The organism is Streptomyces sp. NPDC003327 (genome assembly GCF_053589515.1).
This window is the reverse complement of the sequence record NZ_JBSFSA010000002.1, coordinates 142,263-156,578: the sequence shown is the minus strand read 5'-3', so window position 1 is coordinate 156,578 and position 14,316 is coordinate 142,263. Positions and strand designations below refer to the sequence as shown.

Below are 14,316 nucleotides of genomic sequence, written 5' to 3'. Positions count from 1 at the left end.
CCTACCTTACAGGAGGTAGGTAGGCTCATGGGGAGCTGTATCCGCCTCCGGACGAGGCCATCGAACGAGGAGCCCGCGTGACCGCCCCCGAGTCGCCCCAGCCCGCCGACGACGCCGAAGCGTCGCACGTCCCGCCGCTGACGACCCGTGTCGTCATCGCCGAGGACGAGGCGCTCATCCGCCTCGACCTGAAAGAGATGCTCGAGGAAGAGGGCTACACGGTCGTCGGCGAGGCGGGCGACGGTGCCACCGCCGTCGAGCTCGCCCGAGAGCACCGCCCCGACCTGGTCATCCTCGACGTCAAGATGCCCGTCCTCGACGGCATCTCGGCGGCCGAGAAGATCGCCGGCGAGTCCATCGCCCCGGTCCTCATGCTGACCGCCTTCTCCCAGCGCGAACTCGTCGAGCGCGCGCGGGACGCCGGCGCCATGGCGTACCTGGTGAAGCCCTTCAGCAAGAGCGACGTGGTCCCGGCCATCGAGATGGCCGTCTCCCGCTTCGCCGAACTGCGCGCCCTGGAGAAGGAGGTCGCCGACCTCTCCCAGCGCCTGGAGACCCGCAAGCTGGTCGACCGCGCCAAGTCGATCCTCCAGACCCAGTACGGCCTGACCGAGCCGGCCGCCTTCCGCTGGATCCAGAAGACCTCGATGGACCGCCGCATGTCGATGCAGCAGGTCGCCGAGGCCGTCATCGAGGACGCCGAGGAGAAGAAGGCCGCCAAGGGGCAGTAGCCCCCACGTCCCTCCGTACGCACCGACGTACGCACGGACATCCGCACGGAGCATCCGCACGGAAGAAGGCCCGCCCCGCGACGCTGCGGGGCGGGCCTTCTCGTCTCCGTGCGGGCCGTTACTCCTCGCCGAGGTACGTCTTGCGGACGTCGTCGTTGACGAGGAGGTCCTGCCCGGTGCCGGACAGCTTGATCGTGCCGACCTCCAGCACGTACGCCTGGTCCGCGAGCGAGAGCGCGGCCTGCGCGTTCTGCTCGATGAGCAGGATCGTCATGCCCTCGGCCTTCAGCGCCGCGATGGTCTCCATGATCTTCTGCATCATGATCGGCGAGAGACCCATCGAGGGCTCGTCCAGCATCAGCAGCTTGGGCTGGGACATCAGGGCACGGCCCATCGCCAGCATCTGCTGCTCACCGCCGGACAGGGTGCCCGCGGCCTGCTTGCGACGCTCGCCCAGGATCGGGAAGAGGTCGTAGGCCTTCTGGATGTCCCGCGCGATGCCGTCCTTGTCGCTCCGCAGGAAGGCGCCGAGCTGGAGGTTCTCCTCGATGGAGAGCCGCGGGAAGATGTGCCGGCCCTCGGGGGAGTGCGCGAGGCCCAGGGAGACCACCTTGTGGGCCGGGATGCCGTTGAGCACCTGGCCGTCGAAGGTGATGGTGCCCCCGGTGGGCTTGAGCAGACCCGAGAGGGTGCGCAGCGTCGTGGTCTTGCCGGCGCCGTTGGTGCCGATCAGGGCGACGACCTGGCCCTTCTCGACGGAGAAGGAGATGCCCTTGACGGCCTCGATCTTGCCGTAGGCGACCCTGAGGTCCTGGACCTCCAGAAGCGCGGTCACTTGGAGTCTCCTTCGGTGGTGCTGTCCGCGTCGGCGGCCGGGACCGCGTCGGCGGGGGTGTCGTCGGAGGCGTCGGACTCCTCGGCCTCTGCGGCCTCGGGCTCCTCGGCGTCCTCGGCCTCTGCGGCCTCGGGCTCCTCGGCCTTTCCGGCCTTGGGCGCCGCGGGCGCCGCTGCCTCGGCCGCGTGGGCCTCGGCGGCCTCGACCTCGGCGGCCTCCTCCGCGCCCGGGGCACCCTCGTACGGCGTACCGAGGTACGCGGCGACGACGCGCTCGTCGCCCTGGACGACCTCGGACGTGCCCTCGACGAGCTTCTCGCCCTGGACGAGCACGGCGACCCGGTCGCACAGCTTGAAGATGAACTTCATGTCGTGCTCGATGACCAGGACCGCGATGCCGCGGTCGCGGATCGCGAAGACCAGCTCCTCGGTGGTGCGGGTCTCGCTCTGGTTCATGCCGGCCGTCGGCTCGTCGAGCAGCAGCAGACCGGGGTCGCTGGCGAGGGCGCGGGCGATCTCCAGCTTGCGCTGCTCGCCGTACGGCAGGTTGCGCGCCAGGTGCTCCGCCTTGCTCGCCAGGCCGACGAACTCCAGGAGTTCCATGGCCCGTTCGTGCGAGGCGGCCTCCGCCTTCCTGAAGCCGGGACCGCGCAGGAGCGCGGACCACAGGCCCTCCTTGGTCCGGGTGTGCCGTCCGACGAGGACGTTCTCCAGGACGGTCATGTTGGAGAAGAGGCGGATGTTCTGGAAGGTACGGGCGATGCCGGCCTGGGTGACCAGGTGCGGCTTCGGCGGCAGGACCGTCCCCTTGTAGCTGACCTGGCCCTCGGTGGGCACGTACAGACCGGTCAGGCAGTTGAAGAAGGTCGTCTTCCCGGCGCCGTTGGGGCCGATCAGGCCGACGATCTCGCCCTCGCGGACGGTCAGGTCGACGCCGCGGACGGCGGTCAGACCGCCGAAGCGCATCGTGACCCCGCTCGCGTCCAGGACGGTGGCGGCCGTGGCGGTGCCCTTGGCGCTTTCCGTGGTGGTGGTCGTCATGGCTTTCACGCCCCTGCCTTCGCCGTACCGACGCCCGTGTCATCGGACCGTCGCTGTTCCGGTACGCCGACCTGGTCGTCGTTCTCGTGGAATTCCAGCTGCGCCCGCTTGTTGGCGATGAGGCCCTCGGGGCGGAAGCGCATCAGCAGGATCAGTGCGACGCCGAAGCAGAGCAGCTGGTAGTCCTGCATGAACTGGAGCTTGGCCGGGATCAGGAAGAGCAGCGCGGAGCCGACGATCGGGCCGCTGATCGTGCCCATGCCGCCGAGGATGACGGCCGCGAGCAGGAAGGCGGAGTTCGGCGGGACGGGGCCGGCGAACACGTAGTTCTCCGGGACCACCGTGGTATTGACGTGCGCCTGCACCGTGCCCGCGAGGCCGGCCAGGGCCGCGCCGAGGGCGAAGGCGATGAGCTTGACCCGGAAGCCGTTGATGCCCATGGCCGTGGCGGCGGTCTCGTCCTCGCGGATCGCGACCCAGGCGCGGCCGATGCGGCTGTTGCTCGCACGGGCGAAGACCAGCACGACCAGCGCCATGATCAGGATCATGAGCAGGTAGTAGTTGGCGTACGCGCCCAGCTCCACGCCGAGGACGGTGTGCGGCTTGCCGAAGTTGTACCCGAAGAACTCCAGGTGCGGGATGTTCGGGATGCCGTTCGGGCCGTTGGTAATCTTCGGGCCCGAGGTGCCGTCGAGGTTGCCCATCGCGATGCGGAAGATCTCACCGAAGCCGAGGGTCACGATGGCGAGGTAGTCGCCGCGCAGCCGCAGGGTCGGGGCGCCGATGACCACGCCGAAGACCAGCGAGGCCGCCATGCCGGTCAGCGCCGCCGCCCAGAAGGGGAACTGCACGCCGAACGCGGAGGAGGTGGCGCCGGAGACCAGGGCCGCGGTGTACGCGCCGACGCCGAGGAAGGCGACGTAACCGAGGTCGAGCAGACCGGCGAGACCGACGACGATGTTCAGGCCGAGCGCGACGGTCGCGAAGATCAGGATGTTGACCGCGATCAGCGTGTACGTGTCGCCGCTCTGCTGGATGAACGGGAAGGCGATCGCGGCGACCAGCGACGCGGTCACGGCCACCTGGCGGTTCCGCGCGGTGATCGCGGAGAGCCGCTGGGTGAGACCGGACTTGATCAGCGCGACGGCGGCGAAGCCGACGAGGATCAGGTACGCGATGAAGAGCTGCGGCTCCGAGTCGTCGGTGTCGATGCCGAAGGTGACGACGAAGAGCCCGAGGGCGAAGACCCCGACGATGATCAGGATCTCGACCCAGGAGGGCAGCTGCTTGGCAGGGGCGGCCTTGCGGCTGTCGTCGGGCAGCTTGTACGCGAGGAAGGCGGTCGCGCCGGAGGCCAGGACGGCCACGCCGGCACCGGGCTCCAGGTCCACCAGGGCGCCGAGCTCCCAGATGATGGCGAGCGCGGTGAAGAGGGTGGTGGCGAAGGTGCCGAGGGCCAGGATCCACACGGCCTTGCGGGCACCGGCCGGGGTCAGCCAGCCGAGGCCCTTGACGCCCAGCGCGGAGAGCGCGTGCAGGGCGGTGAGGGCGGCCCCGACCAGGGTGAGCATCTGGAGCGGCGCGGGGTAGCCGTACAGCGTGAGGTTGCCCGGGAAGGCGGTGGTCCACGTCCAGGCGAGGAAGGCGCTGGCGACGGTGGCGAGGCTGCCGCCGACGACGGCCCAGAGCGGTCCGGCGGCCTTCGGGGCGGCCGGGGTCTTGGTGAGGTTCTCGGTCATGGTGCTCACGCCCTGTCCGCGACGCGCTCGCCCAGCAGGCCCTGGGGCCGCACGAGGAGCACGAGGATGAGGAGGACGAAGGCCCACACGTTGGACCAGGCACCGCCGCCGAGCTGCTGCATGCCGGGGATGTCCTCGATGTAGGCGATGGACAGGGACTCGGCGAGGCCGAGGACCACACCGCCGACCATGGCGCCGTAGATGTTCCCGATGCCGCCGAGGACGGCCGCGGTGAACGCCTTGAGGCCGAGGATGAAGCCCATCTCGAAGCCGATCTGACCGCGCTCCAGGCCGTACGCGACGGCGGCGACGGCGGCGAACGCGGCACCGATGGCGAAGGCCATCACGATGATGCGGTCGGTGTTGATGCCCATCAGCTTCGCGGTGTCCGGGTCCTGCGCGGTGGCCTGCATGGCGCGGCCGCTGCGGCTCTTGGAGACGAAGACGCCGAGGGCCAGCATGCAGAGCGGGGCGAGGACGAGGACGAAGAGGTCGGCGCGCTGGATCTGCAGGTTCTCGGTGATCTTGAAGGCCTCACCGGTGAACTCGGGGAAGCTGCGCTTGTCCTTCGCGTTCGGGTAGAAGCCCCAGACCAGCTGCTGGAGCGCGATCGAGAGGCCGATGGCCGTGATCAGCGGAGCGAGTTTGGGGGCAGTGCGCAGCGGTCGGTACGCGAACCGTTCGGCGGCGGTCGCGACGGCCACGGAGGCGATCGCGCCACCGATGATCATGAGCGGTATCGCCACCAGGAGAGGGGTTCCGCCGGGGAGCCACAGATAGGTGGTGAGGGCGCCGAAGCCGCCGATCATGAAGATCTCGCCGTGGGCGAAGTTGATGAGCTGGACGATGCCGTAGACCATGGTGTAGCCGATGGCGACGAGGCCATAGAGGGCTCCCATGGAAAGGCCGTTGACCAGCTGTTGCGGCAGTTCGTTCACCGCAGGCCTCCGATGAGCTTGTCGGATAAGACTCCGCGCGAGGGCGCTGTTTGCGCCCTCGCGCGGTGTGGTTCAGATGAAGCGGGCCCCGTCAGGGGTGCCGGGGATTACTGGTTGAACGTGTCGCTCTTGACGTCGACCCACTTGCCGCCCTCGACCTTGTAGACCGTGAGCTGCTTGTTGGTGGTGTCGCCGTACTCGTCGAAGGAGACCTTGCCGGTGACGCCGTCGAAGGAGACCTTGCCGAGGGCCTCGGTCACCTTGGCGCGGGCGTCGGTCGGGACCTTGCCGCCGTTGGCCTGGACGACGGCCTTGACGGCCTGGATGATCGCCCAGCCGGCGTCGTAGGAGTAGCCGCCGTAGGCCGCGTACGGGTCCTTGTAGCCGCCCGCGTTGTAGTCCGCGATGAACTTCTTGGCGGTGTCGAGCTTCTCGACCGGGTAACCGATCGAGGTGGCGAGGTCACCGTCGTTGGCCTCGGCCGAGGCCGTGATGAAGGCCGGGTCGTAGATGCCGTCGCCGCCCATGACCGGGACCTTGGCGCCGGTCTTCTTGATCTGGTCGGAGAGCAGGCCGCCCTCGGGGTACTGGCCGCCGAAGTAGACGGAGTCGGCGCCGGAGGACTTGACCTTGTCGGCGGTGGAGGAGAAGTCGGTCTCCTTCACGGTGACGTGGTCGGTCGCGACGACCTTGCCGCCGAGGCGCTCGAACTCCGCGGAGAAGATCGCGGCGAGGCCGGCGCCGTAGGTCTGCTTGTCGTCGACGACGAAGACCTTCTTCTTGCCGGCGTCCTTGAAGAGGTACTGGGCGGCGAACTTGCCCTGGACCACGTCGGTGGCGGCGGTGCGGAAGTAGGTCGCGAACGGACGCTTGTACTCGCCCTTGCCCCAGTTGTCGCCCTGGCTCAGCGCCGGGTTGGTGTTGGCCGGGGAGACCTGGGCCAGGTTGGCGGCCGCGAAGACGCCCTGCATCTGCTGGGAGACGCCGGAGTTCAGCGGGCCGACGACGCCGAGGACGTCCTTGTTGCCGACCAGCTTGGTGGCGTTGGCCTGGCCGGAGGCGGGGACGGCCTGGTCGTCCAGGGCCTCGATCTTGAACGTGACGCCGGGGACCTCGTTGTTCTTGTTGGCGGTCTTGACCGCCAGGTCCACCGAGTTCTTGATGCCCTGGCCGAGGGCGGAGAGGGAACCGGTCAGCGGCGCGTCGACGCCGATGACGACGGTCGTGGTGCCGCCACCGTTGCCGTTCCCGTCGCCGGAGCCCTTGTCGTCGCGCGAACCGCAGGCGGTGAGGGTGAGCGCACCCGTCGTGAGCACGCTGGTGAGGATGAGGAGTGAACGGTGTCGCACGAAGAATCCTTTCCCTGGCGCGGCCCCCTCGAGCTGAGGCGGTGCCGTGAAGCTGTGAAGCTAGAGGTGCCGTTTTCGATGCCGGGCCGTACGGGGTGAAGCGGGCCGTGCAGTGGAGGCGCCCGGCGGCGCGGTGACTGGCGGTGACTCTAAGCGCAGGTGGGGAGGGTCGGGGAGCGCCGGGGACATGATGTGACTGTCTTGTTATGCCGACGGGCGGAACCCGTGTGCGTCGGGTGGGCAAAACGGGGCGAAGCGGTCGGTACCGCGGTGTTCACATCGTGAGAACCCGCAGTTCCGCTAAGGGGCTTGAGCGGATCATGCTCCTGACGGGCCCCTCCGGGGACTCTCCGGATATCGGACACTGCGCTTTGTGTCAGCGGACGGACGACATGATCCGTGCCCCGGTGTCCCACATTGCAGGAGTGTTACGCAGCGTTACGAAGCAGGTGGCCGGGAACCGTCGCTCGCACCCGGCCGCGAGGGCTCCCCGGGGGAGCCCGGCGGGGTGGTCCAGGCGTCGGGCGGGCGCCAGTTCTCCGAGCTTCCCGTCGCCCCCTTCGCCGCCTCGCAGCGTCGCCGCGACTCCCGGTCGGCGAGCTCCGCCGCGGCCGTCCGCCCCGCGCGCCGCTCCTCCGCCCGCGCCGCGAGGAGGACCTCGTCGTGGATCGCGTACTGCTCGTTGGAGAGCCCCTTCTGTTCCCAGTCGAGCCCTGCCCAGGGGCTGCCCTCCAGGGCTTCCCGCACCCAGTACGACACCAGGCGCGCGCAGATGTCCGCGGGCGTGGCGACCCGGGGCGCGGGCTGCTCCGGCGGCGCGTCGCAGCCCGTCGCCACGGCCGGGGCCAGCCCGGCGAGGACCGCGACGAGCGCGGCCCCGGCCGGGCCAACTCCCCGACGGATCAAGGGAGTCGGACGAACGGCTTCAGGAAGGAGCGGGCACCGGCCGAGTCCAGCCGGTAGGTGACGTTGGTGGCGTAACAGGGCGTGTCGCCCGTGATCGTGGTGGCCACCAGGGTCAGCCGTCCGCCCAGCACGGCGAAGTTGGGGCCGCCCGAATCGCCGTAGCAGGCGCCGCCGTTGCCCTGCGGGGCCGTCATGCCCAGCCGGACCCAGGCCTCGTTGAGCGCCTCGAAGGTGACGGGCGCCTTCATGCGGACGCCGCCGCCGGGGTGCGTGTGCCCGCCCGGCCCGCGCCGCGCCTCCTGGGTGCCGTACCCCGCGACCAGGAAGGACGTGTCGTTCAGGCCCCGGGGGCCGAGCGCGTCGAGCGCCCCGGCCTTCGGCAGCGTCGCCGGGGTGAAGGACCAGCGGGCCGCGACGGCCTTCGCGGGCAGTTCGATCACCGAGATGTCGTGGGTGTCGGACGCCGGGCCCGGATAGGCGGGGTGGTTGTGGGCCGTGCCCTCGACGGCCACGCTCCGTGCGACCGCCGCCGGGTCCCCGGGGTGCTCGGCGGCCCCCCGGTCGAGGCCCGTCTGCACGTCCTGGTCGAGCGAGACGTAGAAGCGGACGTTCTCCGGCCAGTCCGTGGTGCAGTGGGCGGCCGTCAGGAAGGTGTCCGCGTCGATCATGGTGCCCGAGCAGACCCAGTCGACCCGGTCCGGCGTCGCGGGGTCGTCGTCGTTGTCCCAGGTCGCCACGAGTGCGCCGACCTCGGTGCGCTCCGGGGCGGGGCTGGCGTTGTACGAGTTGATCGCTGCGGACGGGACCGCGGTGGCGATCACGGCGGCGCAGGCGGCGGCGGTGACGGCGGTCAGCGCGGAGGTGGTGCGAACGGCGGTCACGAAGAACCCCTCGGTGTGTGAGTGGAACGGGTGTTCTCCTGTGGGGGAGGTTCGCCAGTGAAGCGGCTGAGCCGACGCGGGGCAAGAGGGCCGCACCACAAGGGAGTTGGCGGCGGGCGCACGGCGACGGGGGCGGTGCGTCAGCGCACCGCCCCCGTCGCCGTGTGCCCGCCGGGCAGAGACCGTCAGCCCTCCGCGCGGCCCGCCTCCGGCAGGACGCCCGCGTCCCGCGGGGTGACCTCGCGCAGCAGGCAGGTCAGCCGGGCCGAGCAGACCCGCTTGTCCTGCTCGTCCGTGATGACGATCTCGTACGTGGCGGTGGACCGGCCCCGGTGGACGGGCGTCGCCACGCCCGTGACCAGGCCGCTGCGTACGCCCCGGTGGTGGGTGCAGTTCAGGTCCACGCCGACGGCGATCTTCGACACCCCGCCGTGCAGCATGGAGCCGACCGACCCCAGCGTCTCGGCGAGCACCGCGGAGGCGCCGCCGTGCAGCAGACCGTACGGCTGGGTGTTGCCCTCCACCGGCATCGTGCCGACGACGCGGTCGGCCGAGGCCTCCAGGATCTGCACGCCCATCCGGTTCCCCAGGTGCCCGGCCGAGAAGAGGGCCGGCAGGTCGACGCCGAGCGAGGCGTACTCGTCGATGACCTCCTGCGGGAACGTCACGTGCTGCTGCTCACCCATGGCCGGGCTCCGTTCGTCTTCGTACGGCTGCTCCACCGCGTACTGATCCTGCCTGATCCTGCCTGAGCAAACGCTTAGGCGGAAGGGGATTCTTCCAGACGCACGATCACGGACTTGCTGGCGGGGGTGTTGCTGACGTCGGCCGTCGACTCCAGCGGCACCAGCACGTTCGTCTCCGGGTAGTAGGCCGCCGCGCAGCCCCGGGCCGTCGGATAGTGCACCACCCGGAAGCCGGGCGCCCGCCGCTCGACGCCGTCCGTCCACTCGCTCACCAGGTCCGCGTACGCCCCGTCGGCGAAGCCCAGCGCCGCCGCGTCCTCGGGGTGCACGAGCACCACCCGCCGCCCGCCCCGGATGCCCCGGTAGCGGTCGTCGAGGCCGTAGATCGTGGTGTTGTACTGGTCGTGAGACCGCAAGGTCTGGAGCAGCAGCCGGCCCTCCGGCACCCGCGGGTACTCCACGGGCGCGGCCGTGAAGTTCGCCCTGCCGGTCTTCGTCGGGAAGCGGCGCTCGTCCCGGGGGGCGTGCGGCAGCGCGAAACCGCCCGCGTCCGCCGCGAGCCGCGCGTTGAAGTCCTCGAAGCCGGGGATCACCCGCGCGATCCGGTCCCGGATCGACGCGTAGTCCGCCTCGAATTCCTCCCACGGCGTCGCCGACCCGGCCCCGAGCACCGCCCGCGCGAGCCGGGCGACGATCGCCGGCTCGGACAGCAGGTGCGGGCTCGCCGGCGGCAGGTTGCCGCGCGAGGCGTGCACCAGGCCCATCGAGTCCTCGACCGTCACGAACTGCCGGCCGCTCCGCTGCACGTCCTTGTCGGTGCGGCCGAGCGTCGGAAGGATCAGCGCCCGCCGGCCCGTGACCGCGTGCGAACGGTTCAGCTTCGTCGACACGTGGACCGTCAGCCGCGCGTTCCGCATCGCCGCCTCCGTCACCTCCGTGTCCGGGGTCGCGCCGACGAAGTTGCCGCCCATCGCGAAGAACACCTTCGCCTCGCCGTCGCGCAGCGCCTGGATGGAACGCACCACGTCGAACCCGTGGTGACGCGGCGAGACGATCCCGAACTCCTTGTCGAGGGCGTCGAGGAACGCGGGCGCGGGACGCTCGAAGATCCCCATCGTGCGGTCGCCCTGCACGTTCGAGTGGCCGCGCACCGGGCACACCCCGGCGCCGGGGCGCCCGATCGCCCCGCGGAGCAGCAGCAGGTTGACCACCTCCCGGATGGTCGCCACCGCGTGCTTGTGCTGGGTCAGTCCCATCGCCCAGCAGACGATCGTCCGCTCGGAGGCCAGCACCATCTCCAGGGCCCGCTCGATCTCGGCGCGCGAGAGCCCGGTCGCGGCGAGCGTCTCGTCCCAGTCCGCCTTCCCCGCGGCCGCCGCGAACTCCTCGTACCCGTGCGTGTGCTCCCGTACGAACTCCTCGTCGACCGCCCCTGGCGTCCCCAGGACCAGCCGATTGAGCAGCCGGAAGAGGGCCTGGTCGCCGCCGATGCGGATCTGCAGGAAGAGGTCGGTGAGCGCCGCGCCCCTGAGCATGCCCTGCGGTGTCTGCGGGTTCTTGAACCGCTCCAGGCCGGCCTCGGGCAGCGGGTTCACGGAGATGATCCGCGCACCGCCGGCCTTCGCCTTCTCCAGGGCGGAGAGCATCCGCGGGTGGTTCGTCCCCGGGTTCTGCCCGGCCACGATGATCAGGTCCGCCCGGTGCAGGTCCTCCAGGGAGACGCTGCCCTTGCCGATGCCGATCGTCTCGACGAGCGCCGAGCCGGACGACTCGTGGCACATGTTGGAGCAGTCGGGCAGGTTGTTGGTGCCGAACTCGCGGGCGAAGAGCTGGAGCAGGAACGCGGCCTCGTTGCTGGTGCGCCCCGAGGTGTAGAAGAGCGCCTCGTCCGGGGAGTCCAGGGCCCGCAGCTCCTCGGCGACGATCTCGAACGCCCGCTCCCAGGTCACCGGCTCGTAGCGGTCGCCGCCCTCGGGCAGCAGCATCGGCTCGGTGATCCGGCCCTGCTGCCCCAGCCAGTACCCGCTGCGGGTCGCCAGATCGGCCACCGGGTGCGCGGCGAAGAACGCGGGCGTCACCCGGCGCAGCGTCGCCTCCTCGGCGACCGCCTTCGCCCCGTTCTCGCAGAACTCCGCCACGTGCCGCTTGTCGGCCTCGGGCCAGGCGCAGCCCGGACAGTCGAAGCCGTCCTTCTGGTTGACCTTGAGGAGCGTCCGGGCCGTGCGCCGCACGCCCATCTGCTCCTGGGCGATCCGCAGGGTGTGCCCGATCGCGGGGAGGCCGGCGGCGGCGTGCTGCGGCGGCGTGACCGTCGGTGCGTCCTGGACCGGGTCGCCGGCGGGCGGCTTGCTGACCATCGCGCTCTCCCTTGAGCGGTGAACCTGTGGCGTACGTCTCCGATCCTGTCACGTGCCGCCGACAGCCCCCCACCCCGACCGGTGCGACCGGGAATGTCAGTGGGGCGTGGGAGGATCGTTCCGTGGCCGAGACAGCATCGAAGAAGACCGAGAAGACCGAAGCGAACCGCCCGCGCCTCATGCTCATGGACGGGCACTCCCTGGCGTACCGCGCGTTCTTCGCGCTGCCCGCGGAGAACTTCACCACCGCGACCGGGCAGCCGACGAACGCGATCTACGGATTCGCCTCGATGCTGGCGAACACGCTCCGCGACGAGGCGCCCACGCACTTCGCCGTGGCGTTCGACGTGTCGCGCAAGACCTGGCGGTCGGAGGAGTTCCCCGAGTACAAGGCGAACCGCTCGAAGACCCCCGACGAGTTCAAGGGGCAGGTCGAGCTGATCGGCGAGCTCCTCGACGCCATGCACGCGCCGCGCTTCGCCGTCGACGGGTACGAGGCGGACGACGTCATCGCCACGCTCGCCACCCAGGCCGAGGCCGAGGGCTTCGAGGTCCTGATCGTCACCGGTGACCGCGACTCCTTCCAGCTGGTCAGCGACCACACCACCGTGCTCTATCCCACCAAGGGCGTCTCCGAGCTGACCCGGTTCACCCCGGAGAAGGTCCAGGAGAAGTACGGCCTGAGCCCCTCGCAGTACCCCGACTTCGCCGCCCTGCGGGGCGACCCGTCCGACAACCTCCCGGGCATCCCCGGCGTCGGCGAGAAGACCGCCGCCAAGTGGATCAACCAGTTCGGCTCCTTCGCCGAGCTGGTCGAGCGCGCCGACGAGGTCAAGGGCAAGGCCGGCCAGAACTTCCGCGACCACCTGGAGTCGGTCCGGCTCAACCGCCGCCTCACCGAGATGGTCCGGGACGTCGAGCTGCCGAAGACCGTCGCCGACCTCGCCCGCGAGCCGTACGACCGCACGGCCGTCGCGCTCGTCCTCGACACCCTGGAGATCCGCAACCCCTCGCTGCGCGAGCGGCTCCTCGCTGTCGACCCCGGCACCGCCGAGGAGACCGCCCCCGCCCCGGCCGCGGGCCTCGCCCTCGACTTCACCGTCCTCGGCGCGGGCGAGCTCGCCCCCTGGCTCGCCGCCCACGGCGAGCAGCCCCTCGGCGTCGCCACCGTCGACACCTGGGCGCTCGGCACGGGGAACGTCTCCGAGATCGCCCTCGCCGCCGCCGGGGGAGCAGCCGCCTGGTTCGACCCCAGCGCGATCGACGAGGCCGACGAGCGGGCCTGGGCCGCGTGGATCGCCGACCCGGACCGCCCCAAGGTCATGCACAACGCCAAGGCCGCCATGCGGGTCTTCCCCGAGCACGGCTGGAGCGTCGCGGGCGTCACCATGGACACCGCCCTCGCCGCCTACCTCGTCAAGCCCGGCCGGCGCTCCTTCGCGCTCGACGCGCTCTCCGTCGAGTACCTCGGCCGCGAGCTCGCCCCGGCGGCCGCCGCCGACGGACAGCTCGCCTTCGGCGCCGACGACACCGCCGAGGCCGAGGCCCTCATGAGCCAGGCGCGGGCCGTCCTCGACCTGGGCGACGCGTTCCACGAGCGGCTCGGCGAGGTCGGCGCCCGCGACCTCCTCCACGACGTGGAGCTGCCCACCTCAGCCCTCCTCGCCCGACTGGAGCGGCACGGCATCGCCGCCGACCGCGACCACCTGGAGGCCATGGAGCAGCAGTTCGCGGGCGCCGTGCAGCAGGCGGTGAAGGAGGCGCACGCCTCCGTCGGCCACGAGTTCAACCTCGGCTCGCCCAAGCAGCTCCAGGAGGTCTTCTTCGGCGAGCTGAACCTGCCGAAGACCAAGAAGACCAAGACCGGCTACACGACGGACGCCGACGCGCTCGCCTGGCTCGCCCAGCAGACCGAGCACGAGCTGCCCGTGATCATGCTCCGCCACCGCGAGCAGGCCCGGCTCCGCTCCACCGTCGAGGGTCTGATCAAGACGATCGCCGCCGACGGCCGCATCCACACCACCTTCAGCCAGACCGTCGCCGCCACCGGCCGGCTCTCCTCCACCGACCCCAACCTGCAGAACGTGCCGGTGCGGACGGACGAGGGCCGCGCCATCCGGCACGGCTTCGTCGTGGGGGAGGGCTTCGAAGCCCTCATGACCGCCGACTACAGCCAGATCGAACTGCGCGTCATGGCCCACCTCTCCGAGGACGAGGGCCTCATCGAGGCCTTCACCTCCGGCGAGGACCTCCACACCACCGTCGCCTCCCAGGTCTTCGGGGTCGAGCGGTCCGCCGTCGACGCCGAGATGCGCCGCAAGATCAAGGCCATGTCGTACGGCCTGGCGTACGGCCTCTCCGCGTTCGGCCTCTCGCAGCAGCTGAACATCGAACCGGCCGAGGCCCGCGGCCTGATGGACACCTACTTCGAGCGCTTCGGCGGGGTGCGCGACTACCTCCGCCGGGTCGTCGACGAGGCCCGCGCCACCGGGTACACCGAGACGATGCTGGGCCGCCGCCGCTACCTGCCGGACCTCAACAGCGACAACCGCCAGCGCCGGGAGGCGGCCGAGCGGATGGCGCTCAACGCCCCGATCCAGGGCACCGCCGCCGACATCGTCAAGGTCGCCATGCTGGGCGTCGACCGGGCGCTGACCGAGGCGGGCCTCGCCTCCCGGATGCTCCTCCAGGTCCACGACGAAATCGTGCTCGAACTCGCCCCCGGCGAGCGCGAGCAGGTGGAGGCCCTGGTCCGCGAGCAGATGTCCGCCGCGGCCGACCTGCGTGCCCCGCTCGACGTCTCCGTGGGCGTCGGCCCCGACTGGGACTCGGCGGCGCACTGACCCACCACCGC

General features: G+C 70.9%; 11 protein-coding genes. 2 read left to right on the top strand and 9 right to left on the bottom strand.

All coding sequences use genetic code 11. The features are described from left to right. The first annotated feature begins 77 nt into the window (after positions 1-77). Positions 78-731: an ANTAR domain-containing response regulator gene (locus ACWDVG_RS02330; RefSeq protein ID WP_309052391.1), complete on the top strand. Its 654-nt coding sequence runs from the start codon at positions 78-80 to the stop codon at positions 729-731. Positions 732-849: 118 nt separating this feature from the next. Here ACWDVG_RS02330 and ACWDVG_RS02325 read toward each other — a convergent pair whose 3' ends face one another. The 9 genes from ACWDVG_RS02325 to ACWDVG_RS02285 all read right to left on the bottom strand — a co-directional run bounded on the left by ACWDVG_RS02325 (position 850) and on the right by ACWDVG_RS02285 (position 11,462). Then, positions 850-1,566: an ABC transporter ATP-binding protein gene (locus tag ACWDVG_RS02325; protein WP_451695343.1), complete on the bottom strand. Its 717-nt coding sequence runs from the start codon at positions 1,564-1,566 to the stop codon at positions 850-852. After that, the gene (locus ACWDVG_RS02320; RefSeq protein WP_451695341.1) at positions 1,563-2,606 is read right to left on the bottom strand and encodes an ABC transporter ATP-binding protein; all 1,044 of its coding nucleotides are present in this window, start codon (positions 2,604-2,606) and stop codon (positions 1,563-1,565) included. Before ACWDVG_RS02320 ends, ACWDVG_RS02325 begins: the two co-directional genes overlap by 4 nt. Positions 2,607-2,611: 5 nt before the next feature. Further along, complete coding sequence (locus ACWDVG_RS02315) at positions 2,612-4,354, bottom strand: branched-chain amino acid ABC transporter permease (RefSeq protein WP_451695338.1); 1,743 nt, start codon at positions 4,352-4,354, stop codon at positions 2,612-2,614. After that, positions 4,351-5,283, bottom strand: a complete 933-nt coding sequence (locus ACWDVG_RS02310; protein ID WP_451695336.1) for a branched-chain amino acid ABC transporter permease — start codon at positions 5,281-5,283, stop codon at positions 4,351-4,353. Before ACWDVG_RS02310 ends, ACWDVG_RS02315 begins: the two co-directional genes overlap by 4 nt. Positions 5,284-5,390: 107 nt before the next feature. After that, positions 5,391-6,632, bottom strand: a complete 1,242-nt coding sequence (locus ACWDVG_RS02305) for a branched-chain amino acid ABC transporter substrate-binding protein (protein WP_451695334.1) — start codon at positions 6,630-6,632, stop codon at positions 5,391-5,393. A 438-nt stretch (positions 6,633-7,070) separates the two neighbouring features. Continuing rightward, positions 7,071-7,538 (bottom strand): hypothetical protein, encoded by a 468-nt coding sequence (locus tag ACWDVG_RS02300; protein ID WP_451695332.1) that lies wholly within the window; start codon positions 7,536-7,538, stop codon positions 7,071-7,073. Next, on the bottom strand, positions 7,535-8,419 hold the full coding sequence (locus ACWDVG_RS02295; protein ID WP_451695330.1) for a trypsin-like serine protease: 885 nt from the start codon (positions 8,417-8,419) through the stop codon (positions 7,535-7,537). Before ACWDVG_RS02295 ends, ACWDVG_RS02300 begins: the two co-directional genes overlap by 4 nt. Positions 8,420-8,604: 185 nt before the next feature. Further along, the gene (locus ACWDVG_RS02290; protein WP_451695328.1) at positions 8,605-9,105 is read right to left on the bottom strand and encodes a PaaI family thioesterase; all 501 of its coding nucleotides are present in this window, start codon (positions 9,103-9,105) and stop codon (positions 8,605-8,607) included. A gap of 74 nt (positions 9,106-9,179) precedes the next feature. Continuing rightward, entirely contained in the window at positions 9,180-11,462 is a 2,283-nt protein-coding gene (locus ACWDVG_RS02285) for an FdhF/YdeP family oxidoreductase (protein ID WP_451695327.1), read from the bottom strand. Positions 11,463-11,584: 122 nt separating this feature from the next. On the opposite strand from ACWDVG_RS02285, the gene polA reads away from it, so the two are divergent. Beyond that, a complete protein-coding gene (gene polA / locus ACWDVG_RS02280) occupies positions 11,585-14,305 on the top strand; it encodes a DNA polymerase I (protein WP_451695325.1) in 2,721 nt (906 codons plus the stop codon). Positions 14,306-14,316: the final 11 nt, after the last annotated feature.